The organism is Actinomadura syzygii, assembly GCF_008085905.1.
GTDB classification, from domain to species: Bacteria; Actinomycetota; Actinomycetes; order Streptosporangiales; family Streptosporangiaceae; genus Spirillospora; species Spirillospora syzygii.
In genome coordinates this window covers 209,021-235,305 of the sequence record NZ_VSFF01000009.1, presented here as the reverse complement: position 1 = coordinate 235,305, position 26,285 = coordinate 209,021, and the positions used below count along the sequence as shown (strand labels likewise).

Here is a 26,285-nt window from a genome sequence, read left to right as displayed (position 1 = left end):
ATCGCGCGGGCTACCCGGCGGTAGCACGCCGCGCGCGGAAATGCCGCGGGTCGGGGCGGCGGGTCGCGCGCCGGTAGGCGAACGTGAACCCCGGCCAGTTGTTCACGACCTTGCCGTCCGCCGTCATGTACCAGCTCCGGCAGCCCTTCTCCCACACCGTGGAGCGGAGCCGCTCGCGCATGTCGCGGGTGAAGGCGTCCTGCACGTCGGGGCGGACGTCGATCCAGGCGAGCCCGGCGCGGCGCAGCGCGTCCACGCAGCCGAGGACGTACCGGAACTGCGACTCCAGCATGTAGATGATCGAGTTGTGCCCGAGGTTGGTGTACGGGCCGTAGAGCAGGAACAGGTTCGGGAACCCGCTGACCGTGATGCCGAGGTGGGCGTGCGCGCCGTCCCGCCACGCCTCGTTCAGCTCCCGGCCGTCCCGCCCGACGATCTTCATGGGGGAGAGGAACTCGGTGCTGCGGAACCCGGTCGCGTAGACGATCACGTCCACGTCGTAGTCGCGGCGCGCCGTCCGGACGCCGGTCGGCGTGACGCCGGTGATCGGGTCGGTGACCAGGTCGACGTTCGGCCGGGCGAGCGCCGGATAGTAGTCGCTGGAGATCAGGATCCGCTTGCAGCCCATCGGGTAGCCGGGGATCAGCGCGTCCCGCAGGCGCGGGTCGTCGACGCCGTCCCGAAGCGTGTTCTTGAACCGCTTCTCCAGCAGCGCCAGGAGCCGCGGGTACTTGATGAAGCCGAGCGCCCGCGCCTCGTACAGCGCGTAGATCCGCGCGCGGCTCAGCCCGTACAGCCCCGGCACGTGCCGCAGGACGGCGCCCTCCCACCGCCGGTACGCCCGGTCCGGCTTGTCGATCACGTACGGCGCGGACCGCTGGAACAGCCGCAGCTCCGCCGCCTCCGCCGCGACCTCCGGGACGAACTGGACCGCGCTCGCGCCCGTCCCGACCACCGCGACCCGGCGGCCGCGCAAGTCGACGCCGTGGTCCCAGCGGGCGGAGTGGAAGCTCGGCCCGGCGAACGCCTCCCGGCCCTCGATCGGCGGGAGGGCCGGGCGGTTGAGCTGCCCGCACGCCGACACGAGCACCCGCGCCTCCAGCCCGCCGGACGTCGTGGAGATCCGCCAGAGCGCGGCGTCCTCGTCGAAGCGGGCCTCGGTCACCTCCGTCCCGAACCGGACGCACTCCAGCACGCCGTACTCGCGGGCGCAGTGCCGCAGGTAGTCGAGGATCTCCGGCTGCGGCGGGAAGCGGCGCGACCAGTCGGTCTTGGGCTCGAACGAGAACGAGTACAGGTGGGACGGGACGTCGCAGGCCGCGCCGGGGTAGGTGTTGTCCCGCCAGGTGCCGCCGAGGCCGTCCGCCTTCTCCAGCACGACGACGTCGCGGATTCCCGCCTGACGGAGCCGGATCGCCATCCCGATCCCGCCGAACCCGCTTCCGATGATCACCACGCTGTGCGCCATGGCCGCCCCGAACCTCGTTCTGCCGCGGTACGTCCGAGCGTAGGCGGCCGGGCGCGCGCTGACCAGGACGCCCCCGGTTCTGTCGGCGACGCCTGCCACCATCCGGACATGCTGCACGACACCCTCGCCGCCGAGGCCCGCGCGGACGACGGCCTGGACGACATCCGCCTCGCCGCCCTCGACCGGTCGCGCCCGCTCCTGTCCGTCCTCGAACGACAGTGGGCGAACGTCTGGACCACCGAAGCCGCCGCCCGCGCCGGAGGGTACGAGGAGTACCTGCGCGTGAAGGAGGCGCTCCAGGACGAGTTCGACCGGCTGCTGGCGGCCTGCGCGGAGGCCGACGCGCGCGCCGCCGTCCTCGCCCTCACACTGGCGGCCCGGCACAACGAGGCCGTCTTCTGGACGCACGGCGACGCCATGCGCGACACGGCGGCCAAGGCCGTGGGATGGACGCCGGGCGAGAGCGCCGTCCTGCTGGACTGCGTCACCGAGGGCTCCTGGCACGCGGGCTCCCTCGGCATCGCCCTGTCCGCCGCCGAGCGGCTCGACGGCGACGGCCTGCTCGAGGTCGCGGACAGGGTGCGCGCCGCCGAACGTGCGCTGGAGGGGGCCTCCGTCCCGATCGCGGAGCGCACCGGCGTCGAGGGGCGCCTGCGGGCGCTGGCCGCACGCCTGGACGAGGCGCGCATCCCGGACGGGTTGATCCCGCCGTACGACCCGTGGGGCGCTGCGCTGCGCGACCTCGCGGAGCGCGGACCGGAGGTCGAGGTCGCGCGCCTCCTGCGCCATCTGGCGAGCCTGTCGTCGCCGCGCCCGTCGCAGAAGTGGCGGAGGGCGTGCGTCGCGCTGACCGACGCGGCGGACGCCCGGGACGCCGTGGCCGAGACCCTGCGCGCCCTGGCCGAGGACCCGCCCCTGTCCTACCAAGAGCACGGCAGCCACGCCGACTACTACTACCTCGTGCATCAGCGGCACGGGAACCTCGCGCGGGGCCTCCTGTGGGCGGCGGCGCTGACCGGCGGGCCGGAGGCGGTGCGGCGGCTCGGCGCGCTCGCCCTGCGCGCCGGGGCGCCCGGCGGCGACGTCGACGACGGCCTCAAGGTCGCGGGCGCCGCGATCAACGCGCTCGCCGCGTGCGGCGACGGCGCGCTGGAGGCGCTGTGGCCGCTCCAGACGAAGATCAAGAACAGGGCGCTGCGCAAACAGGTCGAGACCGCGCTCCAGGCGGCGGCCGAACGGCAGGGGATCACCAAGGCGCAGCTCGTGGAGCGCAGCGTGCCGTCCCACGGCCTCGGCGTCCACGGCGCGGTTGAGCGGACGCTCGGCGAGCACACCGCGCGGATCGCGGTACAGGACGCGGCGACCGTCCGGCTCACCTTCACCGCTGCGAGCGGCCGCACGTCGCGCACCGCTCCCGCCGCCGTCAAGGCCGGGTTTCCGGACGAGCTGAAGGAGTTGAAGGCCCTCGCGAAGGAGGTGCGGGCGACGCTCTCCACCGAGCGGGCCCGCGTCGAGTCCCTGATGTCCGAAGACCGCGCCTGGCCCTACGGCGAATGGCGCAAGCACTACCGCGACCACCCGGTCACCGGCGTCCTCGTCCGCGGCCTCATCTGGGAGTTCGAGGACGCCCGAGGCGATTGGCACGCCGTGCTGGGCGCCCCCGAGGGTGATTTCGCGCGGGTGCGGCTCTGGCATCCCATCCGCGCCGCCGTGGACGAGGTACGCGCCTGGCGGGAGCGAGTCGCCGAGGAGCAGGTCCGGCAGCCGTTCAAGCAGGCGTTCCGCGAGATATACCTGCTCACCCCCGCCGAGGAGGAGACCGCGACGTACTCCAACCGGTTCGCCGCGCACGTCGTCCGGTACCGGCGCCTGTACGCGCTGTTCAAGGAGCGCGGCTGGCAGTCCAACTTCCTCGGCGGGTACGAGGGCGGGTACGACGGCGAGGCGCGCGGCGAGTTCGGCGGCGGCGGATGGCGGGCGTGCTTCCACCACGAACCGGTCGAGAACGCCGACTGGGGCCCGGAGCACGCCACCACCGACCAGGTCAGGTTCGAGCGCCGCACCGGCCGCACCGCCCGCTCCTGGCGCGAGGTCCCCCTCGCCGATGTGCCGCCCCTGGTGTTCAGCGAGGCGATGCGCGACGTCGACCTGTTCGTCGGCGTCACCTCGATCGCCGCCGACCCCGAGTGGGTCGACCGCGGGGAGGACCGCTTCGCCGCGTACTGGCGCGAGACGACGTTCGGCGAGCTGACCGCGAGCGCCGAGGTCCGCCGGGAGGCGCTGGAGCGCGTCCTGCCGCGGACGAGGATCGCCGCCCGCTGCGCGCTCGACGGCCGCTACCTGGTGGTCAGGGGCGAGCTGCGCACCTACAGGATCCACCTGGGTTCGGCGAACGTGCTCATGGAGCCGGACGACGCCTACCTCTGCATCGTCCAGGGGCGGGGCGGCCAGGGCAAGGTCTTCCTGCCGTTCGAGGACGAGCGGCTCTCCCTCATCCTCAGCAAGGCGTTCCTCCTCGCGGCCGACGACCGCATCGAGGACGAGTCCATCCTCCGCCAGATCAAGCGAGGCGCCTGATGCCTGCGGTGACGTTCCGGGACGAGACCGCCACCGGAAAGCCGGTCGCGGAGGTCACGGTGGCGGGCCTGCCGGACCGGATGACCGTGCGGGAGCTGATCAGGCTCCGCGTCCGCGAGGAGGTGGCGCGGCACAACGTCCGGCCGTCCGAGCGGTTCCACGGCCTGGTCCGCCCGGACGGCGCCGAGGCCGAGCTGAACGGCTACCGGCTCCCGGAGCCGCGCCGCCTCGACTGGGAGCGACAGGCGGAGATCGCCGAACGCGCGTTCCTCGGCAACGGGTTCTTCGTCCTCGCGGGCGACCGCCAGGTCGACGACCTTGACGAGGAGGTCGACCTCACCGCCGACCCCGACCTCGTGTTCATCAAGCTCGTCCCGCTTGTCGGCGGGTGACGGGCGGCGTCAGGTGAGGAGGCCGAACTCGTGGGCGCGGAGCCCGGCCTGGAAGCGGGAGTCGGCGTCCAGCAGGACGAGGATCTCCGCGACGCGGCGCCGGTAGGTGCGCAGCGACATGCCGAGCCGCCGCGCCGCCGCCTCGTCCTTCAGCCCGCCGCCGAGCAGCGCCAGGATGCGGCGGCTCTCCTCCGACAGCGCGGGCGGGCGGTCGCGCCGGTGGTCGGCCAGTTCGGTGGACGTCTCCCAGGTCGCGCGGAACAGCGACACGACGCCCCGCACGACGCCCGGCGACCGGACGACCGTGTACTCGCGGGCGTCGCCGGGGACGGCCGGTCCGGCGAGGATCGCGACCCGCCCGTCCACGATGATCGTCTCGTGCGGCAGCGGCGTCGGGCAGATCCGCACCCGCGCCCCGGCGTTGGCGAGTTCCACGAGGTGCCGCTCGGACTCCTCGTCCGCGAGCGCCGCCGGGCCGTACAGCTTGCGGACGGCGGGCCCCGGCCGCGTCCGGCGCCGCTCGGCGACGATGCGCTCCCGCGCCCCGGGCAGCGCCCAGGTGCGCGTGTCGGCCGCCGCGCAGGCGAACTCCTCGCTCGCGAGGAACAGCGGCCCGGCGCGCTCGACCAGCTCCGCCTCGCCGCGGAGCACGACGTTCCGGTCCAGGTCGACGCTCATCGCACCCCAGTCTGCCACCTGGCAGCAAGCTGCCAGCCGGTCGTCCCGGACGTCCCGCAGCAGCACAGTGGGGCCCATGACACAGGATTTCGGCGCAAGCGGTGCGGAACACGCCCCGGGACGGTTCGACCTCGGCGGCGGCCGGTCGGTCTCCCGGCTCGGCTTCGGCGCGATGCGGCTGCCCGCGAGCCGCCGCGGCGTCCCGCCGAACGACCGGGAGACCGGCCTGAAGGTCCTGCGCCGGGCGGTCGAGCTCGGCGTGGACCACATCGACACCGCCGCGTTCTACTACCACCAGGACGGCCCGGCGGCGAACGAGATGATCCGCGCGGCGCTCGCCCCCTACCCGGACGACCTGGTGATCGCCACGAAGGTCGGCCCGTACCGGGGGCCGGGCGACCCGTTCCCGTCCGGCCAGCTCGACGCATCGGGGCTGCGCGCCGAGGTGGAGCGGAACCTGACCGAGCTCGGGCTCGACCGGCTCGACCTCGTCTACCTGCGTCCCGGCGGGCTGGAGACGCCGCGGGACGAGCCGGTCGGGGAGCGGTTCGCCGTCCTCGCCGGGCTCCAGGAGGAGGGCCTGATCCGGCATCTCGGGCTCAGCCACGTGAGCCCGGCCCAGCTCGAAGAGGCGCGGCGGATCGCGCCGGTCGCGGCGATCCAGAACCGGTTCGACATCACCCGGCCGCAGGACGCGGAGCTGCTCGCGATCTGCGAGCGCGACCGCATCGCCTACGCGCCCTACTTCCCGCTCGGCGGGTTCGGCATCCCGGACGACGCGCGGGTGAGCGCGGTCGCGGCCCGGCACGGGGCGACCGTCCCGCAGGTGCTGCTCGCCGGGCTGCTGGCCCTCTCGCCGGTGATGCTCGCCATCCCCGGCACCGGCTCCCCGGACCACCTGGCCGAGAACATGGCCGCCGGGCGCCTCGCGCTCACCGGGGCCGACCTCGCCGAGCTGCGACAATAGCCGTACTTCGCCGCTTGTCCCCGGCACGGCCTACGCTGAGGCGCACGTTGCGATCAGGGGGAGCGGTCAGGGGGAGTGAGATGTCGGCTACGCGGCTGCTGGTGCTCGGCGGCGTGCGGCGGGCCGGGCGGGCCCACGGGTACGAGGTCCGCCGCGATCTGATCTCGTGGGGATCGGACGAGTGGGCCCACGTCAACCCGGGTTCGATCTACCACGCGCTCAGGCAGCTCGCCAAGGAGGGCATGCTGCTGGCACACGACGTGGAGGAGAGCGACGCCGGGCCGCCGCACACCGACTACGAGATCACGGAGGAGGGCCGGGAGGAGTTCCTCCGGCTGCTGCGCTGCGCCCTCGCTACCGTCGACATCCGGCACCCGGAGATGCTGACCGCCGGGCTCGGCTTCCTCACCGAGCTGCCGCGCGCCGAGGCGATCGCGCTGCTGTGCAGGCGGCTGGACGGCCTCGCGGGCTGGCGCTCGTCCGTCGCCCCCCACCTCGCCGAGCAGGACACGGACGACCATCACCGTGAACTGCTCGGCTGGTGGGTGCACTCGGCCGACGCGGCCACGGCGTGGACGCTCCGGCTGATCGAGCGGTTGGAGTCCGGCGCCTACGTGATGGCCGACGACCGCGGCTCCTCGCCGTCCGGCTCGCCGCCGGAGTCGACCGGGTCGGCGGCCGGGTCGGCGGCCGGGTCGGCGGCCGGGTCGGCGGGGTCGCCGGTGAGCTTCCAGCCGCCGCGGCGGCGCAGGACGAGCATGAAGTAGGCCGCCGCCACGACCACCACCGAGATGGTGACGTAGAGGCTCGGCCGCCCGATCTCCGGGTCCTTCGCGTTCTGGTAGATCACGTAGACGAGCGCGAGGAGCGCGGCGACCGGCGCGATCGGGAACCACGGCATCCGGTACCCGGCGTGGGCGGTGGTGCCGTTCCGGCGGCCGGCGATCACCGCGACGCACAACGCGCCGTACACGACGACGAGGGACGTCCCGGTGACGACGAGCAGGAACTTCTCGTCCAGGAAGCAGGCCGCGGCGCTGAGCACGCCGGTCAGCAGCGTCGCGATCCACGGCGTGCCGAAGCGCGGGTGGATCGAGGTGAGCGCCCGGTCGACCTTCGGGAGCCAGGTGCCGTCCCGGCCCGAGCTGAAGATCAGCCGCGCGGTGAGCAGCATGATCGCGATGACCGCGTTCAGGATGGCGAGCGCGATGGCGAGGCTCAGCACGGTGTTGAGGGTGTCGCCGCCGCGCTCGGTGACGAAGTACTCCAGCATGTTCTCCGAGTGGAACAGCTTGTCGAGGTCGGGCGCGCCGAGCAGGACGGCGGTGACCGGGATCAGCTCGGCGGCGACCGTGATGCCGAGCGCCCACAGGACCGTCCGCGCGACGGCCTTGTGCGCGTCGTGCGTCTCCTCGCCGAAGTACACGGCGGAGCCGTAGCCGTTGTAGGCGAAGATCGCGACCGCGGTGGCGGCCGCGATCAGCCCGGCGGACGCCGCGGTGACGCCGCCGCCGTCCATCCCGACGACCGGATTGCCGATCAGGTCGGTGATCGGGCGCTCGACGTGCAGGAAGCCGAGCGCGGAAAGCACCACCAGCGCGATCATCTCGATCGCGAGGAAGACGCCGGTGACCACCGCGTTGACCTTGATGTCGAGGATCGCGATGACGGTGGCGACGGCGACCGTGACGGCGGCGATCACCGGCCCGTTCAGGCCGTCGATGATCACCCCGAGGTAGGTGCCGACGCCGAGCGCGATCACCGCGAGGATCAGCAGCTGGGTGATGAGGATCAGGCCGAGCACCACGAAGCCGGGCAGCCGGCCGAGGGTGCGGCCGACGATCGCGTACTCGCCGCCGGTCAGCGGGTACGCCGACGCCAGCTCGGCGTAGACGAAGGCCATGAACACCCCGACGACGCCCGCCGCGGCGAAGCTCAGGAAGGCGCCGGTGCCCGCCTGCGAGATCACCCCCGGCGCGATGATGAAGACCGACGACGCGGGCGTGATCGCGGACAGCACGATGAGCAGCGCGCCGATCGTGCGGAGCCCGCGGTGCAGTGCGGGCGGACGGCCTGCGGCGGCCGGTTCGCGGACCTCTGGAGCGGCCATGACGGGCACCTCCTGGGCTGGAAATTCCTTGAATGAGTATCAAAGAACGCCCCGATGCCAGGTCAAGGACCAGGTGTGTTACAAGTTGGTTTCGAGTTTTCCTGCGAAGACTCTGACTTGCATTGTCTGAACGATCTTCGGAGAATGTCGGCATGGCACGACCCAGCAGGGCCCACGAGCGGCGCGCCGACCTCGTCGCGGCCGCGCGCCGCGCGGTCCTCGACCGCGGCATGCTCGACCTGCGGCTGCGGGACGTCGCCGCGGCGGCCGAGATGTCGCCGGGATCCGTCCTGTACTACTACCCGACGCTCACCGACCTGCTGCGGGACGTGCAGCGCGAGGCCGTCGACCGGTTCTGCGCCGCGCGGGAGGAGGCCGTCCGCGACGAGCCCGACCCGCGCCGCCGGCTGGTCGCGATGGTCCGCAGCGGGCTGCCGTCCGGGCCGGGGGACGAACTGTGCGTGCTGCTGTACGAGCTCGGCACGATCGCCAGGCGGGACGCCTCCTACGCCGCCGAGCACATCCGGCTGTACGAGCGGCAGGTCGGCATCTACTCCGGGATCCTGGAGGTCGGCGCCGCCACGGGCGCGTTCTCCCTCACCCGCGACGCGGGCGGCATCGCCCGCAACCTCGTCGCGCTGGAGGACGGCTACGGCCTGCACATCGTCATGGCCGTGCCCACCGTCGACACCGCGCGGGCCGAGGCGCTGCTGCTCGCCGCCGCGTCCGACGCGACCGGCTGCGACCTCACCGCGCCCGAGGCCCCCGAAGCCTTGTCACAGCCCGAAGACCCGTTGGACGAACTCGCCTAGCCGGAGGGAAGCGATGACCCGTGCCCGCTCGTTCGGACTGCCGCTGCCAGGCACGCCCGGACCGCACAACGCGATCACCGACGTCCCCGGCGTCGAGGTCGGCTACACCACGCTGATCAGCGGCGACGGTCCGCTCCGGCCCGGCGCCGGGCCCGTCCGCACGGGCGTGACCGCGCTGCTGCCGCGCGGCCGGGACGGCGTCCTCGACCCGTGCGCCGCCGGGATCCACGCGCTCAACGGCAACGGCGAGATGACCGGCTCGCACTGGATCGCCGAGACCGGCGCGCTGAGCCTGCCCGTCCTCGTCACCAACACGCACGCGGTCGGCGCCTGCCACCGCGGCGCGATCGACTGGACGCGCCGCGAGCACCCCGAGCACCGCGAGTGGATGCTGCCCGTCGTCGCCGAGACCTGGGACGGCTACCTCAACGACGTCGGCGGCGACCACGTCCGGCCCGAGCACGCCGTCGCCGCGATCGACGCGGCACGCCCGGGTCCCGTCGAGGAGGGCTCCGTCGGCGGCGGGACGGGCATGAACTGCTACTCGTACAAGGGCGGCAGCGGGACGTCCTCGCGCGTCGTCGCCTACGGCTCGGACGCCTACACGGTCGGGGCGTTCGTCCAGGCCAACTTCGGGTCGCGCGGCCAGCTCGCGGTGTGCGGCGTCCCGCTCGGCACCGACCTGGCGGACGACAACCCGATCGAGGACACCGACTGGCTCGCCCCCGCCGGAGCGGGCTCGGTCATCGTCGTCATCGGGACGGACGCGCCGCTGCTCCCCGGCCAGTGCGCCGCCCTCGCCCGCCGCGTCCCGCTGGGCCTCGCCCGGACGGGCACCTACGGGCAGCACTCGTCCGGCGACGTCTTCCTCGCCTTCTCCAACGCCAACCCGGGCGCGATCAGCGGCGGCTTCCCCGACCCCGAGCCGGGCTACGACACGATGACGTTCGTCCAGTGGAACCAGATCGACCCGTTCTTCGAGGCCGTCGTGCAGACCGTCGAGGAGGCCGTACTGAACGCGCTGCTCGTCGCCCGCGCCATGACCGGGCGGGACGGCCACCGCTCCCCGGCCCTCCCGCACGACCGGCTCCGCGACCTGCTGACCGCCCGCGGCGTCCTGAAGTAGGGCTCGAAGCGGGGCTCAGGTGTCGACGAACGTACGCGGGACGATCACGCGCAGCGCGTTGCCGCGGATCTTGATCGACACCGGGGTCCGGCCGCGGACCTCGCCGTCCACGTCCACCCGCATCGGCGGGTCGGTCTCGATCTCCACGTGGTCGGTGGTGAGGAACGCGTCCTCCTCGAGCGACCGCCACGGGCCGGTGAGGACGTGCCGCGCCGTCGCCGACGCCAGCCGCAGCCGCCGCTCGTCGCCCAGCCGGTAGACGGCGAGGAGCCGGTCGTCGGGGCTCGCGTCGCGGGCGATGCGCTGCCCGCTGTGGTGCGCGCCGTTCGCGACGTTGAGCTGGTGCGTGACGAGCTCGTGGGTCTCGCCGTCGATCGTGATCCGGGCGGTGAACGCGCTGTGCCGGGGCAGGATGCGGGCCGCCGTCAGCGCGTACGCGGGACGTCCGACGATCCGCTTCAGCGCGTGCGGGACGTGCTCGGCGACCTGCACCGACACGCCCAGGCTCACCATGTTGGCGAAGATGTGCTCGCGGTCGGCGCCCGGCCCCTCGCCCTGCGGGTCGCCGGTGCTCTCGAACCAGCCGACGTCGACGTCCGCGACCTTGCCGCCGTCGGGCGTGCCGACCGCGAGGGTGCGGATCGCGCCGGGCAGGTCGAGCGGCAGCTCCAGGCTCCGCGCGAAGTTGTTGGTGGTGCCGAGCGGCAGCACGCCGAGCGCGATGTCGCGGTGCGCGAGGTGCCCGACCGCCTCGGCGACCGTGCCGTCCCCGCCGCCGACGACGACGAGGTCGGGCTCCAGGGCGAGGACGTCAGCGAACAGCTCGCGCAGCCGGGACGGGTCGGTCACCGGGAACACGTGCACGAAGTCGATCCCCGACTCGCGCAGCAGGCGGCGCGCCCGGCCGTACAGCTTGCGCCCCCGCCGGGACCGCGAGTTGATCACCAGCGCGGCGCGCCCGCCGGCCGCGATCGCCGACTCCAGTTCCGGCTTGCTCCGCATCTCACCGCTCCGTGTTCCGGGCCGCACTGCCCTCCCCGTCCAGCCGTCTCGCCCGGCCACCTCGTCCGCGTCACCCTACAAGGGAGGTGAACGAGGATCTCCAGACCGATATTTCATAAACCCGATACGCGCCGTTGAAACACGGCCCTAAGCGGGGAGCATTACCGGTGACGCACTTTCCATGAGCCACCGGGACGGGACGATGCGGCTGCGCGCCTTGGCGGAAGCGGGACTCATGATGGGGGTGGCCGGGCTCACCGCCTGCGTGGCCGCGTCCCTGACCACCTCGATGGCCACCTCGATCGCACCGGGCGGCGCGCCGCTGTGGCCCGCGCCCGCCGACGACGGCGCGGCCGTGGTCGGCGAGCGGCGGCCGCGGCGCCGCGTCCTCGACCTGGCGGTGCGCTCGCCCGCGCTGGGCAGGGTCGCGCACGTCCGGCTGCTGCTGCCCCGGCACTGGTCGCGGGACGCGGCCCGCACCTGGCCGGTCCTCTGGCTGCTGCACGGCGCCCTCGCCGGGCCGGACCGCCACACCGCCTGGAGCGACCACACCGACATCGAGGAGCTGACCGAGGACGCCGACGTGATCGTCGTCATGCCGGACGGCGGCCCGTCCGGCACCTACACCGACTGGTGGAACGGCGGCGACGGCGGCGGCCCGCGCTGGGAGACGTTCCACCTCGCCGAGCTCAGGCAGATCCTGGAGCGCGGCTACCGCGCCGGGCCCGACCGCGCCGTCGCCGGGAACGCGATGGGCGGGCTCGGCGCCCTCGCCTACGCGGCCCGGCACCGCGGCCTGTTCCGAGCGGCGGCCTCGTTCAGCGGGCCCCTCCACACGCTGTACCGCGACCCGTCCGGGCTCGACGTCGCCGACCTCGTCGAGCTGGGCGTCGCGACCGGCGCGCCGTCCCTCGACTGGACGGACGTCTGGGGCGACCCCGGCGAGCAGCGCGTCGTCTGGCGGCAGCACAACCCGTACGACCTGGCCGACCGGCTGACGGGCGTCCGCGTCCACGTGAGCGCGGGCGACGGCGTGCCCGGCGCGTACGATCGCGCGCGCGGGCGCTCGGGCGGCGATCCGGTGGAGCGGCTCGTCCACACCGTGTCGCAGGAGTTCGCGGGCAAGCTGCGGAAGATCGGCCTCCCGGTCTCGACGCACTTCTACCGCGGCACCCACACGTGGCCGTACTGGCGGCGCGAGCTGCGCGCCGCGCTGCCCGCCCTGCTGGCGGAGATCGTCTGACTTGTCCGCTCGGCGGCTAGGGTCGGGGGCGTGGTAGAACCTCGTTCTGATTCGGCCGTCCCGGCATTCTGGCAGGGGCTCGGGCTGCCGGGCCTCATCGACGCGCACGTCCACTTCATGCCGCAGCGGCTGATGAGCGCGGTGTGGGGCTACTTCGACGAGGCCGGTCCGCTGATCGGCACCGAGTGGCCCATCCGCTACCGCGACTCGGAGGAGGAGCGGCTCGCGTTGCTGCGCGGCCTCGGCGTCCGCGCGTTCCCGTCGCTGCTGTACCCGCACCGGCCGGGGATGGCGGAGTCGCTGAACGAGTGGGCGGCCGGGTTCGCCGCCCGCGTCCCGGAGTGCGTCCAGACGGCGACGTTCTTCCCCGAGCCCGGCGTCGAGGACTACGCCGCGCGGGCCGTCGACGCGGGCGCCCGCGTCTTCAAGGTCCACCTCCAGGTCGGCGGGTTCGACCCGCGCGCCAAGGAACTGGACCCGGTGTGGGGGACGCTCGCCGACGCCGGGGTGCCCGCCCTCGTCCACGCCGGGTCGGGGCCGGTCGCCAACGGGTACACCGGGCCAGGGCCGTTCGGCGAGGTCCTCGCCCGGCATCCGCGGCTCACCGCGATCGTCGCGCACCTCGGCGCGCCCGAGTTCGAGGGGTTCTTCGCGCTCGCCGACCGGTACGAGCGCGTCTGTCTCGACACGACGATGATCTTCACGAGGTTCGCCGCGCTGGCGCCGTTCCCGGACGCGCTGATGCCCCGGCTCCGCGACCTCGGCCTGGCCGGGCGCGTCCTGCTCGGCACCGACTTCCCGAACATCCCGTACGAGTACGCGCACCAACTGGAGTCGCTGGCCGCGCTCGGCCTCGGCGACGACTGGCTCCGCGCCGTCTGCTGGCACGGCCCCGCCCGCCTGTTCGGCCTGGCCTGACCACCCGGCCGCTCAGTGGCCGCTCAGTGGTCGCGGGGCATGTCGGCGGGGTGGGTCAGTGGTCGCAGGGCGCGCCGCCCGCGTGCTCGTGCGGGTCGTCGCCGTCCGCCACGTGGCGCGGGCCGTGCGCGTCGTCGCAGTGGACGTGCCCGCCGCCCGCCGCCGCGCCGACGTGGTCGACCTCCAGCGTGGTGTGGGTGATCCCGTACGAGGCGCGCAGCAGCTCCTGGAGGTCGCGCCGGACGGCGTGGCAGTCGCCCCCGGCGTCGACGAGCACGTGCGCCGACAGCGCCGGATAGCCGGAGCTGACCTCCCACACGTGCAGGTCGTGCACCTCCTCGACGCAGGGCCGTCCGGCGAGCCTGCCGCCGAGCTCGGACGGGTCGATCCCGGCGGGCGCGGCCTCCATCAGGACGCGGCCCGCGTCCCGGAGCAGCCCGTACCCGGCCTTGAGCATCAGCGCCGCCACCACCAACGAGGCGATCGCGTCGGCGCGGGCGAAGCCGGTCGTCCACACGACGAGCCCGGCCACCGCCGTGGAGATGAACGCGAACAGGTCGTTCAGGATGTGCTGGAACGCGCCCTCGACGTTCAGGCTGCGCCGGTCGGCCCGGCTGATCAGCATGGTCGCAGCGACGTTGACGGCGATGCCGGCGAGGGCCGTCCAGAACACGAACTGGCCGTGCACCTCGGGCGGCTCGATCAGCCGCCGGACGCCCTCGTACAGGAAGTAGACGGTGAGCAGGATCAGCGTCAGCCCGTTGAGCTGCGCGGACAGGATCTCGGCGCGGCGCAGGCCGTAGGTGTAGCCGCCCTTCGGCGGGCGCGCCGCGATGCGCATCGCGACCAGCGCCAGCGCGATCGCGAACGCGTCGGTCATCATGTGCGCCGAGTCGGTGATCAGCGCCAGCGACCCGGCGACGACGCCGATCACGACCTCGCCCGCCATGTAGACGACGATCAGCGCGAGCGCGCCGCCGAGCAGCCGCCGGTCGGCGGTCGGCGAGACGGCATGCCCATGGCCGTGACCATGCCCGTGGCCATGGCCCTGGCCGTGCTGCCCGGCTTCGGCCTGCCGCGCCCCGGTCACGAGGCCCCGCCCTTCCGGGGGACGGCCCTCGTGAAGGCCGCCGGTGACCGCCGCCTCGCTCCGGTCATCGGGAGTCCTCCCCGTGGCCGACGTGGGTGAGGGCGAGGTCGAGCAGCATCCGGACGTGCGAGTCGTCCAGCCGGTAGTAGGCCATCCGGCCGGACCGGCGGACCCGCACGACCCGGTTGGCGCGCAGCAGCCGCAGCGCGTGCGAGACCGCCGACTCCGAGTGCCCGCAGGACGCGGCGATGTCGCACACGCACATCTCGCCGCCTTCGAGCAGCGCGATGATCACCCGGAGCCGCCCGGGGTCGGACAGCAGCCCGAACACCTGCGCCAGCTCGTTGATCGTCTCCCCGGCCGGGAGCGCGGCCGTGACCAGGGCGACCTTCGCGGGGTCGACGACGCGGACCGCGCACGCGTCCGCCGCGACGGCCTCCGGCGCCGCCGCGGCGGTGACGCCCGAGGCGTCGGGGGCGATATCTGAAGCACTGCTCATACGAGCAAATATACTCCAGGCTCGCTCAGGAGACCGTCGGGGCGGGCTCCTCGGACGGCGGCAGCGACATCGGGCCCTGCGTGGTGCCGCCGGGCTGCTCGATCCCGCCGCCCGTGCCCGGGTCCCCGCCGCCCGTACCCGGATTCTCGGACGGGACGCCCGGCGAGCCCGACGACACCTCGGGGCTCGGCGTCTCCGTGCCCGGCGACTCGGTCCCGGGCGACTCCGGACCCGGCGAATCGACGGTCGGCGAGTCCAGTCCGGAGTCGGTCGGCGCGGGCGAGTCGCTCGTCGGGACCTCGGTCTCCGTGGCCGGCAGCTCGGTGGGCGGCCCGTCCGACTCGCCCTCGGTGGCGCGCGGCCGCTCGAACCCCATCGTCGCCTCCGGGTCGACGAGGACGAAGCTCTCGATCGTGCCCTTCCGCGAATCCCGGGGCTGGATCTCCGTCACATTCCGCTTCGTGAATCCCGACCAGGATCGGCCAGTATAGGACACCTTGCCGGAAGAGATCTTTTCCTTCGGACGGGTCAGCGGATTTCCGCAATTGCACTTGACCGTGGGCACTCCGTAACCATTGATCAAAACGCCCATTCCGGCCTGGAGGACGGCGGGCGCGGCCGTCGCCCTCCCGTCGTGGTACCCGTGGTTCGTGACCAGCGTGTCGGTGCGCAGCAGGACCGGCGTCAGCCGCGACACGTACCGCGGGATGTCGCTCACCGGGATGCCCTGCACGGCCGCCCACGCTTTCGCCTTGTCCGGGTTGGCCTGCAGGAACGCGACCAGCTTCTGCTGGTCGCAGGTGGACGTCTGGCGCGTCCCGCCGTAGAGGCCGGGGGAGTCGCCGGTCTTCGTCCCGCCCGCCTGGGGCCGGTGCTTGACGTCCGTCTTGTCGGTGTTGGCCACCAGCGTGTACGGGTCGGGGCCCGGCGTTCCCACGGTCAGCCTGGTGATGGTGGCGCCCGCGTCCCCGCACGCGGACAGCGCGGTCGCCACCAGCGCCAGGGCCGTCGCGGCCACCGCCGCCGACCGGACCCGGCTCCGGCGCCGCGCAATTCTCGAATGGATCTCAGGCATGCGTCATGTCTCCCGCTGTCTCCCGCCTCGGGCCAGCCGAACCTATACTCTTTGATGCCGGGCGGAGCGGATTTGTGCTCGGCGGAATGCTCGAATTTCCACGGCCGGCCGCGGAGCCGGTGTCGGGGACCCGACGGGGGTGCGAATGGCGGGTCCGATTCCCCTCTCCGCCGCCGATCCCGTCCGGCTCGGCGGCTGGGAGCTGCTCGGCAAGATCGGCACCGGCGGGCAGGGCGCGGTCTACCTCGGCCGCCCCGTCGAGCCGGGGACGGGGCCGTCCCGCGTCGCGGTCAAGCTGCTGCACGCGCAGCTGCTCGCCGACGCGGGCGCGCGGGAGCGGTTCGTCCGCGAGCTGGCGCTGCTCCAGCGCGTCGCCGGGTTCTGCACGGCGCAGATGCTCGCCGCCGACATGGCGGGCGACCGGCCCTACATCGTCAGCGAGTACGTCCCCGGGCTGTCGCTGCGGGCGCTCGTCCACGAGGAGGGGCCGCGCACCGGCGCCGACCTCGACCGGCTCGCGATCAGCTCGGTCACGGCGCTCACCGCGATCCACCGCGCGAACGTCGTGCACCGCGACTTCAAGCCGCAGAACGTCCTGATGGGCCCGGACGGCCCGCGCGTGATCGACTTCGGCATCGCCCGCGCGTTCGACGCGGGCGCCACCATGACCAGCCAGGTCGTCGGCACCCCCGCCTACATGGCGCCCGAGCAGTTCGCCGGGCGCGTCGGGCCCGGCACCGACCTGTTCGCCTGGGCGAGCACCCTGCTGTTCGCCGCCACCGGCCGCGACCCGTTCGCCGGGGGCGCGCTGCCCGCCGTGATGTACCGGATCATGCACGAGACGCCCGACCTGAGCGTCCTGCCCGCTCCGCTCGCCGACGTCGCGGCCGCCTGCCTCGCCAAGGACCCGAAGGCCCGCCCGACCTCGGAGGACGTCCTCCTCTGGCTCCTGGGCGAACGCGAACGCCACGCCCGCCTCGACACCGCCACCCTGGACGGCGCCCGCCCCGGCACCGCCCGCCTGGACACGGCGACCGAGCACATGCCCGCCCCGTCCCAGCACCCCACCGCCCGCCTCCCCCAAGACACCCCTGGCACCCGCCCATGGGAACACCCCGGCACCACCCCGCCCCAGCCCCACCCCGGCGCGCCCGGCAGCGCGGCCCCCGGACAGAACTCCCTGCAACTCCAACCGAACTCGCGCCCAAGCCACCCAGCCCCTCCCACCGGCGCGCCCGGTAACGCGGCACCCGGGCAAGACGCCTGGTCGACCCACCCGGAACCGCACCCCATCCGCCCAGCCCCTTCGCCCGAACCACCGAGCGCCGCAGGCTCGGGGCAGGCGGGAGCCTGGGGTGGGACCGGGCAGGTGCCGGTGGCGGTCAGGAGGGTGCGGCGGGGGCCCGCGCTGCTGGTCGGGCTGCTGCTCGCCGCGCTGCTGGCCGCGGTGGACGTCCTCACACTCGCCATGCTCATCGCCCGGCCGTCGCTGACCTACGGGCACCGGGGCGGTCTGCTGCTGGTGGTGGCCTCCTCGTTCGTCCTGGTGGCGATCGTCACGCTGGTCGCGGCCATCCTGGCCTGGCGGGGCAGCCGCGCCGCCGTCTTGACGGTCATGGCCGCGCGCGTCGCCCGGGTCGCGATGTTCGCGGCGTGGGGCACGGTGGTCAGGGTCGAGGCGCCCGTGCTGACCGGGCACGCCGTGCTGACCGCCGTGGTCGTCCTCCTGCTGGCCATGGGGCTGACGCGGTCACCTCGCTGACTCGTGGCGCTCCGTCCACCGCTTGAGGTCTCGGCGCTCGATCGCGGCGGCCATCAGGTCGGGGAACGCGTCCGGGGTGCAGGCGAAGGCGGGCACGCCCATCGCCGCCAGCGCCGCCGCGTTCTCGTGGTCGTAGGCGGGGGTGCCCTCGTCCGACAGGGCGAGCAGCACCACGACCTGGACGCCCGCACCCGTCAGCGTCGCCACGCGGCTCAGCAGCTCCTCGCGCACCCCGCCCTCGTACAGGTCGCTGATCAGCACGAGGACCGTGTCGTTCGGACGTGTCACGAGACCCTGGCAGTAGGCGACGGCGCGGTTGATGTCGGTGCCGCCGCCGAGTTGCGTGCCGAACAGCACCTCCACCGGGTCGTGGAGCTGGTCGGTCAGGTCGACGACGCTGGTGTCGAAGACCACGAGCGACGTGCGCAGGGACCGCATCGAGGCGAGCACCGCGCCGAACACGCTCGCGTACACCACCGACGCCGCCATCGAGCCGCTCTGGTCGATGGCGAGGACGACGTCCCGCTTGACGGCCTGCTGCCGCCGCCCGTACCCGATCAGCCGCTCCGGGACGAGCGTGCCGTGCTCGGGCAGGTAGTGCCGCAGGTTCGCGCGGATCGTCCGGTTCCAGTCGACGTCGGCGAGGCGGCGCGGCCGGGACGTGCGGGCGGCGCGGTCGAGGGCGCCGCCGACCGCCGAACGGGTCCGCTGGGCGAGCCTGCGCTCCAGGTCGCGGACGACGCCGCGCACCACCGCCCGCGCCGACTCGCGGGCCCGGTCGGGCAGCACCTTGTTCAGCGAGAGCAGGGTGCCGACGAGGTGGACGTCCGGTTCGACGGCGTCGAGCATCTCCGGCTCCAGCAGCAGCCGGGTGAGGTCGAGGCGCTCGATCGCGTCCTTCTGCATGACCTGGACGACGCTCGACGGGAAGTAGTCGCGGATGTCGCCGAGCCACCGCGCGACCGAGGGCGCGGAGTCGCCGAGCCCGGCGCTGCGCCGCCCCGGCCGGGGACGTCCCTCCTCGCCCGCGCCGTAGAGCTTCTCCAGGGCGCCGTCCATGCGGACGTCGTCGCCGGTCAGCGTCACGCCGGTGCCGTCGGCGTGCTCCCCGCCGAGCACCAGCCGCCAGCGCCGCAACCGCTCGTCGGTCATCGGGTCTCCGTCCAGCCGAGGATGTGCAGGGTCGTGGCGACGGCTGCGGCCGCGCGGGCGTCGTCGACGTCGTCCGCCGGGCGGGACGGCCCGGACGGCGACCGGCCCCGGCGGCGGAGCCGCTCGCCGATGGCGCGCCGCTCGGCGGCGGCGTAGGCGCCGAAGGTGCGCCGCAGCAGCGGCAGGACGTCGGTGAACGAGTCGGCGGGCAGCCCCGAGACCCACTGGTCGACGAGGCGGAGCAGGTCGTCGTCATGGACGAGCAGCAGCGCCCCGCCCGACAGGAAGCCCTCCACCCACGCGGCCGCCCGCGCGGGCGCGGCCCCGACCGACACCGCCCGCGCCATCCGGTCGGGGACGTCGTCGAGGCGGCCCGCGTCCAGCAGCAGGCGGGTGAGGCGGCCCTCGATCAGGCCGTGCAGGATGTCGGGACGCGCGAGCAGGCCCTCCAGCGTCCGCCGCCAGCCCTCGGTGTGCCCGTCGTCGCCGAGGAGGGCCAGCGCGCCGTGCACGGCGTCGATGTGGGACAGGAATTCGCGGGCCGCGTCGTCGTCGAGGTTCGCCACGGCAGGGGGCAGGCCCACGCAGACGCGGACGATCAGCCCGTCGACCACCGTGCGGAGCGGTCCCGTCGACGTGCCGCGGACGTCGCCGTAGCGCAGCGCCCGCACGAGTGCGGGCAGCGCGGACATCAGCCGCGCGACGTCGGTGTCGACGGCCGCCCGGTCGGCGAGGGCGCGCATCACGTCGGGCAGCGCGTCGCCGAGGTCGGCGAGCAGGCACCGCTCCGCCACGGACGTGAGGTCGGCGAGCGCGGTGGCGTGCGCGGCGACCGCCTTCGCGCGCGCCGTCGACGCGCCGCGCACGGTCGTGCCCCACGCGCCCGCCTCGATCAGCTCGACGTCGAACTCGGGACGCCACATCAGCGTCCACGTCTCGCGGAACGTGCCCTTCGACCGGCCCGTGTCGGACGGGACGCCCCAGTTCACGTCCAGCAGGCGCAGGCGGTGCAGCAGGCGGCTGCGCTCCAGGTCGGTGGGCTTGCGGAGGTCGAGGTCCTGCTCCTTGTCGAGCGCGGACGGCTTGAGCCGCAGCCGCCGCTGCTCGGCCTGGAGGTCGCGCTGGAGCGGCACCATCGGCGTCCGCTCCGGGACGGCGCCGAGCCGCTCCCCGACGACCATCCGCCGCTGGATCAGCTCGACCGGCAGGTCGGCGCCCTCGCACAGCACCGCCCGGGTCGCCTCGGTGACCTCGTCCAGCCCGGCGAGCGGGCGGCCGCGCAGCGCGGCGAGCGCCTCCGCCAGCCGGACGGCCTCGATCACGTGCGCGGACGAGACGTGCAGGTCCTCCTCGCGGAGCACCCGCGCGGCGGCGGTCAGCCAGCGCTCGATCGGCCGGTCGGCGGCCGCGAACAGGTGGCTGTACCAGCCGGGGGAGCGGACGCCCGCGCCGTATCCGGAGCGCCCGGCGAGGCGGCCGTGCGTCCACGGGACCCAGGTCATCGCGACCTTGGCCTTGGGCAGGCCGCGCAGCGTCCGGTCGTCGTGGGCGGCGGGGACCTTCGCCGTCAGCGCCGGGACGTGCCACGCCCCGCACACGACCGCGACCCGCTCGTGGCCCTCCTTGAGGGTGCGGCGGAGCGTCCGGCGCATGTGCGCCTCGCGCTGATCCTCGCGCCGCGGGTGGCGGGACCCGTCCATTCGTTCGCGCAGCTCGGCCATCGCCTCCGCGATGGCGGGGAACGGCGACGGGCCCGCGCCGCGGTGCTCGACGACGTCGTCCCACCAGCGCTCGGCGTCGTCGTACCCGGCGGCCTCCGCGAGGCGGCCGAGCGGGTCGAGCCGGACGTCCGCCTCGTCCGGCGGGGGCTCCGCCTCCTCGGACGGGACGAGCTGCTGCGCCGCCGGCAGGTCGCAGAACCGGACCGGGACGCCCGCCCCCAGCCCGTACTTGATCGCCTGCCATTCGGGGCTGAACTCGGCGAACGGCCAGAACGCGGCCTTGCGGCCGTCCTCGCCCTCCTCCGAGCCCTGCCCCGACGCGCCGGACGGGCCGGACGCGGACGAGGCGGGGGCGTAGGCGAGCAGCGCGACCGGCGGCGCCATCCCCGGGTCGCCCGCGAGCTCCACGATCGGGTCGGCCTCGGGCGGGCCCTCGATCAGCACCGCGTCCGGCTTGAACTCCTCCAGGGCGCCGCGCAGCGCCCGCGCCGAGCCGGGACCGTGGTGCCGGATCCCGTAGACCTCGACTCGGCTCAAGACACCTCCCGGCACGCGCGGTAGAAGTCGCGCCACTCGGGCCGGTCGCGGACGACGGCCTCCAGGTACTCCTGCCACACGACGCCGTCGGAGACCGGGTCCTGGACGACGGCGCCGACGATCCCGCCCGCGACGTCGGCGGCGCGCAGCACCCCGTCGCCGAAGTGCGCGGCGAGCGCGAGCCCGCTGGTCACGACCGAGATCGCCTCGGCGGTGCTGAGCGTCCCGCTCGGGGACTTGAGCTTGGTGCGCCCGTCGCCCGTCACGCCCGACCGCAGCTCGCGGAACACGGTCACGACGCGGCGGATCTCCTCCAGCCCGGCCGGGGACTCGGGCAGCTCCAGGCCCGCGCCGATCTGGTCGACGCGGCGGGAGACGATGTCGACCTCGTCCTCGACGGTCTCCGGCAGCGGCAGCACGACCGTGTTGAACCGGCGGCGCAGCGCGCTGGACAGCTCGTTCACGCCCCGGTCGCGGTCGTTCGCGGTGGCGATCACGGTGAAGCCCTTGCGCGCCTGGACCTCGGTGTTCAGCTCCGGGACGGGCAGCGTCTTCTCCGACAGGACGGTGATCAGGCTGTCCTGCACGTCGGACGGCATCCGGGTCAGCTCCTCGACCCGGACGACCGCGCCGCTCCGCATCGCCCGCATCACCGGGCTCTCGACCAGGGCCTTCTCCGACGGCCCCTCGGCGAGCAGCCGCGCGTAGTTCCACCCGTAGCGGATCGCCTCCTCGGCGGTGCCCGCCGTTCCCTGGACGAGGAGCGTCGAGTCGCCGCTGACGGCCGCCGCGAGGTGCTCCGACACCCACGTCTTCGCCGTGCCGGGCACGCCGAGCAGCAGCAGCGCCCGGTCGGTGGCGAGCGTCGCGACCGCCACCTCCATCAGCCGTCGCGGCCCCACGTACTTCGGGCTGATCGCGGTGCCGTCCGGCAGTTCGCCGCCGAGCAGGTACGTCGTGACGGCCCACGGCGACAGCCGCCAGCCGGGCGGGCGGGGTCGGTCGTCGTGCTCGGCCAGCCGCGCCAGTTCACCGGCGTGCTCCTGCTCGGCGTGCGGCCGCAGGACGGCGTCTTCGGTCACGTGCTCAGCTCCTTCAGCATCTCGTCGCGAAAGCGCAGGGTGGCGATCAGTTCGGGGACGGCGCGCGGCACCGCCGCGTCGGGCTCGGCGGCGAGGCCGTCGAGCCGGGGCGCGGCGGACGGGTCGAGCCGCAGGTCGGCGAGGCGGCAGAGTTGGGTGACGAGGTGCTCGTCGCGCCGCGTCGGCCGCTCGGCCGACGCGGCGAGCGCCGCCAGCACCGCCGCCGCGAGCGGGCCCGTCCAGGGGCCCGGCACGTGTTCGAGGACGCGCAGCAGGTCGGGCTGCCCCTCCACCCAGCGGATCAGGTCGGCCGCCGCCGCGTCGCGCTCGCTTTCCGGCAGGACGGACAGCAGGTCGGCGAGGGCCTCCGGCTCGTCCACCATCACGCCGCCCTTGAGCAGCGCGCGGGCCCAGTCGGCGTCGCGCTGGGCGAGGGCGGCGCGGGCCCACCCGATGTGGACGTCCCGCGCGTCCGACGCCCACTCGTTCTGCGCGGACGACCCGCCGGACCCTCCGGGACCGCCGCCGAGGGGCAGGCAGACGATCTCCATGGGCGGGAGGCCGAACAGGTCCGTCCAGGTGGAGAGCGGGGTGCGGGCGAGGATCTCGCGCAGCCACGCCGCCCGCGTGCCCACCGGACGCCCGCCGCCGCGCGGCGCGAACGACCCGCTCGGATGGAACGGGACGCCGTCGCGCGCCATGTCCTCGTCGTGGGCCCGCGGCGGCTCGACCCGGATCCACGTCTGCCGCCGCCCGCGCGCCGAGCGCCGCTCCGGGACGAGGCAGGCGCGCGCCCGCGCGGCCATCCGCTCCCCGTAGGCGGAGGCGGGCACGCGGGCGAGCAGGTCGGACGCGATCTGCCTGACGTCCTTGCCGCGGTCCTCCAGCGCGGCTTCGAGGAACTCCTCGTCGTCGAGCGACAGGCCGTGCGCGAACGTCGCGAGGAACGCGGCCCGGTCGGGCGCGGGCTCGGCGGTCCACGTGCCGCGCAGCAGGTCGCGCGCCCGCGCCGGGTCGGACCCGCGGAGCATGGTCAGGTAGGCGACGCGCCTGTTCCGCGTCCCCGTCTCCCACACCTCGGCGCCGCCGCCGGGGTCGTCGCCCGCGCCGACCAGGTAGGCCCAGTCGGTGTTCTGCAGCGCGAGCCAGACGCCCCGCCGTCCCGCCGCGCGCGCGATCGGCGGCCGCAGCATCCGGTCGGTGCGGCCGCGTTCGAGCAGGTCGGGCAGCGACTGCGCGGGAACCCGGAAGCCGCGGGAGGCGGCGGCGTCGAGCCATTCGGGCAGGACGCGGATCTGCTCGCCCGCGAGGATCCGCCGCAGCCGCGCCGCCGCCGGGCCCGGCACGACGGGGACGTCCTCCTCCGGAGCGAGCGCGATCGGCTCCGGCACCGCGCCGGACGGAACGAGCCCGGCCCGCCGCCGCACCGCCAGCACCGCCGCCGCGTCGAGCAACCGCCCCGCCTTGTCGGGCACCCCGCCCCCCGTCGCGCCGGTCGCCCCGCCGGACGTCCGACCGCCGGTCTCGTCGGCAGCCTCGGCGGACGTCCGAGCAGCCGCCTCGCCGGGGGCCTGGGGGAGGGGCGGCGGGTCGCGGCGTTCGGTGCCCAGCAGGGCGGCGGTGACGAGTTCGTTCCACGTGCTCTCGTTCAGCGCGGTCACAGGACCACCGTCCCCTCGTCGTCGTGCCAGGCGGCGAGTGGGCGCAGGCCGCGCGGGCCCCATTCCCCGGCGAGCGTGACCGGTCCGCCGCCGGACAGCGCGAGCAGCCGCCACGGGTCGCCCAGCCGGAGCGGCAGCGCGTCGCCGGACGGGTCGGACGCGAACAGCTCGCCCCGCTCACCCCGCGCCAGCCGGACGCCCGCCAGCACGGCGGGCCAGCGGTCGAGCCACGGGTCGTCGGCGATGGCGGCGGCGTGCTCGTCCAGGAAGCCCCGCACGGACGTCCCGGCGGGACGGCCCGGAGCGGCGGCCCCGTGCCGCTCGGCGACCAGCGCCCGCAGCGGCGGCGACCCCGGATAGAAGGCCAGCTCGGCGTCGACCTCCGTGCCCACCACGAGGGACGCGTCGAGCGACGTGCCCGGCGCGGCGAACGACAGCACCAGCGCGGGACGCCCCGTCCGCCGACCGAGAAGCCAGACCCGGCGCGTCGTCAGCAGGTCCTGCGCGGTGTCGCGGGCGCCCGTGACGCACCACAGGTCGCGGACGTGCTCGCCGCCGGCGAGCACCTCCTCCTGCGGCACCGTGAACCCGACCCGGGAGCGGACGGTGCCGCGCAGCCCCGCTGGCAGCTCGTCGCGCCGCCGGTAGGCTCGGACGAGCAGCCGCAGCAGCGCGTACTCCTCCAGCAGCAGGCCGGGCCAGCCCGGCTGCCGGGTGATCGCCGCGCAGCCCCGCACCTGGCCCGCGAGCGCGCCCGCCTGCGCGTCGACGAGCCGCCTGGCCGCGTCGTCCCACATCCGGTAGGGGGCCTTCTCGGCCTGCGCGAGCCCGTGCGCGACCTGGTCGCGGAGCCACTGGTCGAGCTCGGCGAGCCCGTCGTCGACGCGCCGCTCGCGGCGCTCGACCGTGCGCGGGTCGCGGGCCTTGGCGGCGGACGCGACGCGCCGCTCGGCCGCCTTGTCGGCGCGGGCGCGGCGCTCCTCCAGCCACTCGGCGGCCCATCCGGGACGCGGCCCTTCATCGATGGTGCCGTCGCTCCACAGCAACAGCAGGCCGAGGGCGTGCTTGCAGGGGAACTTGCGGCTCGGGCAGGAGCACCGGAAGGCGGGCTCGGTCCGGTCGGCGCACGTCCGGTAGACGGACGAGCCGCTGCCCCGGCACTCGCCCCACACCGCCTCGCCGTCACAGCCCGTCGCGCTCCACTTGGCGGGCCTGGCGACGCCGCCCGCCGCCTTCGCGGACGCGGCGTCGGACGCGAGGCCGAGCACGTGCTCCCGCTCCCATCGATCGCTCACACGTCCGAAACTATCCGCCCCCTCGGACATTCCCCGCGTGACGATCCACCACGGCGCCGGCCAGGCGGGATCAGGGGGTGGGAAGCCCGGGGAGGTCGGGGAGCGAGACGTCCGGGACGAGCAGCGCCCCGCCGGTCACCAGCGCGACCAGCGCGACCGCCCCGAACAGGCTCACCCAGGCCAGGCCGGGGACGCCGGTGAGGTGCGCGAGCTGGTCGGCGTCGGAGCTCGGCGCCATGTGCCGGGCGCGCATCCGCTGCAGCTCGACCACCGGCCGGACCGCGGCGAGCAGCAGGAACGACGCGGCGAGGTAGGCGAACCCGGCCTGCACCTCGGCGCTGCCCAGCCACGACACGGCGAAGATGACCGCGCCGGTGGCGATCACCGACAGCGCGCCGTAGGCGTTGCGGATCATGACGAGCATCCCGCCGAGCAGCGCGAGCGAGAACCACAGCATCAGCGTGATCCGCCCGCCCGCGAGCAGCAGCGCGAAGAACAGGCCGAGCAGCGGCGGGGTGAGGTACCCGGCCAGCGCCGTGAAGATCATGCCGGGGCCGTGCGGCTTGCCGCGCGACACGGTCACGCCCGAGGTGTCGGAGTGCAGCTTGATGCCGTCCAGCTTGCGGCCGGTGAGCAGGGCGACGAGCGCGTGCCCGCCCTCGTGCGCGATCGTCACCGTGTTGCGCGCGACCCGCCAGGTGGGGCCGTGCGCCACCGCGCCGAGCGCCACGACGCCGACGAGCAGGACGAGCCACCACGGCGGGTCCGGCTGCGTCCCCGTCACGCGGTCCCACAGGTCGGCGATGCTCACGTTTTCCACGTCCACCTCGGAGGTCGTCCTCGCGCTGCCCGATTCGCGCTGCCCAACCTTAGGACGCCGGGGATAACGTTCGCGTTCGGTTCACCACGGTCGTAACGCATACGGGACCGGAGACCGGACGCGCGGGGCGGTGTCCGGAGATGTGATCAATGTCATTCCGGTCCGCCCGTAACCGGCGGTGTCACAGTGGATCACCAGGTGGGATCTTCGCGGATCTCGATACGGCGCGCCCCGCACACCCGTTATGGTGCCCTTCGCACCGGGGATCGCGGCTCCCGATCCCGGCGCGATCGAGAGG

At 74.5% G+C, this 26,285-nt stretch carries 21 protein-coding genes and 1 pseudogene; 9 read left to right on the top strand and 13 right to left on the bottom strand.

Annotated features, from left to right (window positions below):
- Nucleotides 1-10: 10 nt before the first annotated feature.
- Nucleotides 11-1,570 (bottom strand): flavin-containing monooxygenase, encoded by a 1,560-nt coding sequence (locus FXF65_RS23890; protein ID WP_342787493.1) that lies wholly within the window; start codon nt 1,568-1,570, stop codon nt 11-13.
- Between the two features lie 6 nt (nt 1,571-1,576).
- Here FXF65_RS23890 and FXF65_RS23885 point away from each other — a divergent pair, with 6 nt between their 5' ends.
- Together FXF65_RS23885 and FXF65_RS23880 are read left to right on the top strand one after the other, a co-directional pair.
- Nucleotides 1,577-4,045, top strand: a complete 2,469-nt coding sequence (locus FXF65_RS23885; protein WP_148352248.1) for a DUF4132 domain-containing protein — start codon at nt 1,577-1,579, stop codon at nt 4,043-4,045.
- The gene (locus tag FXF65_RS23880; RefSeq protein ID WP_148352247.1) at nt 4,045-4,437 is read left to right on the top strand and encodes a hypothetical protein; all 393 of its coding nucleotides are present in this window, start codon (nt 4,045-4,047) and stop codon (nt 4,435-4,437) included. The genes FXF65_RS23885 and FXF65_RS23880 overlap by 1 nt, the downstream gene beginning before the upstream one ends.
- A gap of 9 nt (nt 4,438-4,446) precedes the next feature.
- Here FXF65_RS23880 and FXF65_RS23875 read toward each other — a convergent pair whose 3' ends face one another.
- Nucleotides 4,447-5,193 (bottom strand): helix-turn-helix domain-containing protein, encoded by a 747-nt coding sequence (locus FXF65_RS23875; protein ID WP_246199041.1) that lies wholly within the window; start codon nt 5,191-5,193, stop codon nt 4,447-4,449.
- On the opposite strand from FXF65_RS23875, the gene FXF65_RS23870 reads away from it, so the two are divergent.
- Entirely contained in the window at nt 5,192-6,082 is an 891-nt protein-coding gene (locus FXF65_RS23870; RefSeq protein ID WP_148352246.1) for an aldo/keto reductase, read from the top strand. The two genes, FXF65_RS23875 and FXF65_RS23870, sit on opposite strands and share 2 nt — an antisense overlap.
- 80 nt (nt 6,083-6,162) lie before the next feature.
- Nucleotides 6,163-6,849, top strand: coding sequence for a PadR family transcriptional regulator (locus tag FXF65_RS23865; RefSeq protein ID WP_222868708.1), 687 nt, complete (start codon nt 6,163-6,165; stop codon nt 6,847-6,849).
- Nucleotides 6,850-6,872: 23 nt separating this feature from the next.
- Here the strand turns inward: FXF65_RS23865 and FXF65_RS45385 are convergent.
- Nucleotides 6,873-8,192, bottom strand: a pseudogene (locus tag FXF65_RS45385) (APC family permease); the annotation flags it as partial.
- A gap of 152 nt (nt 8,193-8,344) precedes the next feature.
- On the opposite strand from FXF65_RS45385, the gene FXF65_RS23855 reads away from it, so the two are divergent.
- Together FXF65_RS23855 and FXF65_RS23850 are read left to right on the top strand one after the other, a co-directional pair.
- Complete coding sequence (locus FXF65_RS23855; RefSeq protein WP_148352244.1) at nt 8,345-9,004, top strand: TetR/AcrR family transcriptional regulator; 660 nt, start codon at nt 8,345-8,347, stop codon at nt 9,002-9,004.
- A 13-nt stretch (nt 9,005-9,017) separates the two neighbouring features.
- Nucleotides 9,018-10,130, top strand: a complete 1,113-nt coding sequence (locus tag FXF65_RS23850) for a DmpA family aminopeptidase (RefSeq protein WP_148352243.1) — start codon at nt 9,018-9,020, stop codon at nt 10,128-10,130.
- 15 nt (nt 10,131-10,145) lie between these two features.
- Here the strand turns inward: FXF65_RS23850 and FXF65_RS23845 are convergent, their stop codons facing one another.
- Nucleotides 10,146-11,132 carry a diacylglycerol/lipid kinase family protein gene (locus tag FXF65_RS23845; protein ID WP_148352242.1) on the bottom strand — a complete coding sequence of 329 codons (987 nt, stop codon included), beginning with the start codon at nt 11,130-11,132 and terminating at the stop codon, nt 10,146-10,148.
- A gap of 181 nt (nt 11,133-11,313) precedes the next feature.
- Between FXF65_RS23845 and FXF65_RS23840 the strand changes: the two genes are divergently transcribed.
- Nucleotides 11,314-12,375: an alpha/beta hydrolase gene (locus FXF65_RS23840; RefSeq protein ID WP_222868707.1), complete on the top strand. Its 1,062-nt coding sequence runs from the start codon at nt 11,314-11,316 to the stop codon at nt 12,373-12,375.
- Between the two features lie 30 nt (nt 12,376-12,405).
- Nucleotides 12,406-13,293 (top strand): amidohydrolase family protein, encoded by an 888-nt coding sequence (locus FXF65_RS23835; protein ID WP_148352241.1) that lies wholly within the window; start codon nt 12,406-12,408, stop codon nt 13,291-13,293.
- Between the two features lie 55 nt (nt 13,294-13,348).
- Here FXF65_RS23835 and FXF65_RS23830 read toward each other — a convergent pair whose 3' ends face one another.
- From FXF65_RS23830 to FXF65_RS23820, 3 genes are all read right to left on the bottom strand, one after another.
- Nucleotides 13,349-14,383: a cation diffusion facilitator family transporter gene (locus tag FXF65_RS23830; protein ID WP_148352240.1), complete on the bottom strand. Its 1,035-nt coding sequence runs from the start codon at nt 14,381-14,383 to the stop codon at nt 13,349-13,351.
- Nucleotides 14,384-14,447: 64 nt separating this feature from the next.
- Nucleotides 14,448-14,882: an ArsR/SmtB family transcription factor gene (locus tag FXF65_RS23825; RefSeq protein ID WP_148352239.1), complete on the bottom strand. Its 435-nt coding sequence runs from the start codon at nt 14,880-14,882 to the stop codon at nt 14,448-14,450.
- Between the two features lie 25 nt (nt 14,883-14,907).
- The gene (locus FXF65_RS23820) at nt 14,908-15,957 is read right to left on the bottom strand and encodes a DUF6777 domain-containing protein (protein ID WP_148352238.1); all 1,050 of its coding nucleotides are present in this window, start codon (nt 15,955-15,957) and stop codon (nt 14,908-14,910) included.
- Between the two features lie 145 nt (nt 15,958-16,102).
- On the opposite strand from FXF65_RS23820, the gene FXF65_RS23815 reads away from it, so the two are divergent.
- Nucleotides 16,103-17,719 carry a serine/threonine-protein kinase gene (locus tag FXF65_RS23815; RefSeq protein WP_148352237.1) on the top strand — a complete coding sequence of 539 codons (1,617 nt, stop codon included), beginning with the start codon at nt 16,103-16,105 and terminating at the stop codon, nt 17,717-17,719.
- On the opposite strand, the gene FXF65_RS23810 is transcribed toward FXF65_RS23815, so the two are convergent.
- The 6 genes from FXF65_RS23810 to FXF65_RS23785 all read right to left on the bottom strand — a co-directional run bounded on the left by FXF65_RS23810 (nt 17,708) and on the right by FXF65_RS23785 (nt 25,987).
- Nucleotides 17,708-18,871 (bottom strand): VWA domain-containing protein, encoded by a 1,164-nt coding sequence (locus FXF65_RS23810; protein WP_148352236.1) that lies wholly within the window; start codon nt 18,869-18,871, stop codon nt 17,708-17,710. The two genes, FXF65_RS23815 and FXF65_RS23810, sit on opposite strands and share 12 nt — an antisense overlap.
- The gene (locus FXF65_RS23805; protein WP_148352235.1) at nt 18,868-21,129 is read right to left on the bottom strand and encodes a DUF5682 family protein; all 2,262 of its coding nucleotides are present in this window, start codon (nt 21,127-21,129) and stop codon (nt 18,868-18,870) included. Before FXF65_RS23805 ends, FXF65_RS23810 begins: the two co-directional genes overlap by 4 nt.
- Nucleotides 21,126-22,211 (bottom strand): ATP-binding protein, encoded by a 1,086-nt coding sequence (locus FXF65_RS23800; protein ID WP_148352234.1) that lies wholly within the window; start codon nt 22,209-22,211, stop codon nt 21,126-21,128. Before FXF65_RS23800 ends, FXF65_RS23805 begins: the two co-directional genes overlap by 4 nt.
- A complete protein-coding gene (locus FXF65_RS23795; RefSeq protein ID WP_246199040.1) occupies nt 22,208-23,872 on the bottom strand; it encodes a DUF5691 domain-containing protein in 1,665 nt (554 codons plus the stop codon). The genes FXF65_RS23800 and FXF65_RS23795 overlap by 4 nt, the downstream gene beginning before the upstream one ends.
- A complete protein-coding gene (locus tag FXF65_RS23790) occupies nt 23,869-25,167 on the bottom strand; it encodes an SWIM zinc finger family protein (protein WP_246199039.1) in 1,299 nt (432 codons plus the stop codon). Before FXF65_RS23790 ends, FXF65_RS23795 begins: the two co-directional genes overlap by 4 nt.
- Nucleotides 25,168-25,237: 70 nt before the next feature.
- Nucleotides 25,238-25,987, bottom strand: coding sequence for a M50 family metallopeptidase (locus FXF65_RS23785; RefSeq protein WP_148352516.1), 750 nt, complete (start codon nt 25,985-25,987; stop codon nt 25,238-25,240).
- Nucleotides 25,988-26,285 lie beyond the last annotated feature (298 nt).

Excerpts from the sequence above, each read along its gene's own strand:
- FXF65_RS23890 (WP_342787493.1), bottom strand. The coding sequence starts at position 1,570 with ATGGTGGCAGGCGTCGCCGACAGAACCGGGGGCGTCCTGGTCAGCGCG.
- FXF65_RS23885 (WP_148352248.1), top strand. The coding sequence starts at position 1,577 with ATGCTGCACGACACCCTCGCCGCCGAGGCCCGCGCGGACGACGGCCTG.
- FXF65_RS23880 (WP_148352247.1), top strand. The coding sequence starts at position 4,045 with ATGCCTGCGGTGACGTTCCGGGACGAGACCGCCACCGGAAAGCCGGTC.
- FXF65_RS23870 (WP_148352246.1), top strand. The coding sequence starts at position 5,192 with ATGACACAGGATTTCGGCGCAAGCGGTGCGGAACACGCCCCGGGACGG.
- FXF65_RS23875 (WP_246199041.1), bottom strand. The coding sequence starts at position 5,193 with ATGGGCCCCACTGTGCTGCTGCGGGACGTCCGGGACGACCGGCTGGCA.
- FXF65_RS23865 (WP_222868708.1), top strand. The coding sequence starts at position 6,163 with ATGTCGGCTACGCGGCTGCTGGTGCTCGGCGGCGTGCGGCGGGCCGGG.
- FXF65_RS23855 (WP_148352244.1), top strand. The coding sequence starts at position 8,345 with ATGGCACGACCCAGCAGGGCCCACGAGCGGCGCGCCGACCTCGTCGCG.
- FXF65_RS23850 (WP_148352243.1), top strand. The coding sequence starts at position 9,018 with ATGACCCGTGCCCGCTCGTTCGGACTGCCGCTGCCAGGCACGCCCGGA.
- FXF65_RS23845 (WP_148352242.1), bottom strand. The coding sequence starts at position 11,132 with ATGCGGAGCAAGCCGGAACTGGAGTCGGCGATCGCGGCCGGCGGGCGC.
- FXF65_RS23840 (WP_222868707.1), top strand. The coding sequence starts at position 11,314 with ATGAGCCACCGGGACGGGACGATGCGGCTGCGCGCCTTGGCGGAAGCG.
- FXF65_RS23825 (WP_148352239.1), bottom strand. The coding sequence starts at position 14,882 with ATGAGCAGTGCTTCAGATATCGCCCCCGACGCCTCGGGCGTCACCGCC.
- FXF65_RS23820 (WP_148352238.1), bottom strand. The coding sequence starts at position 15,957 with ATGCCTGAGATCCATTCGAGAATTGCGCGGCGCCGGAGCCGGGTCCGG.
- FXF65_RS23815 (WP_148352237.1), top strand. The coding sequence starts at position 16,103 with ATGGCGGGTCCGATTCCCCTCTCCGCCGCCGATCCCGTCCGGCTCGGC.
- FXF65_RS23810 (WP_148352236.1), bottom strand. The coding sequence starts at position 18,871 with ATGACCGACGAGCGGTTGCGGCGCTGGCGGCTGGTGCTCGGCGGGGAG.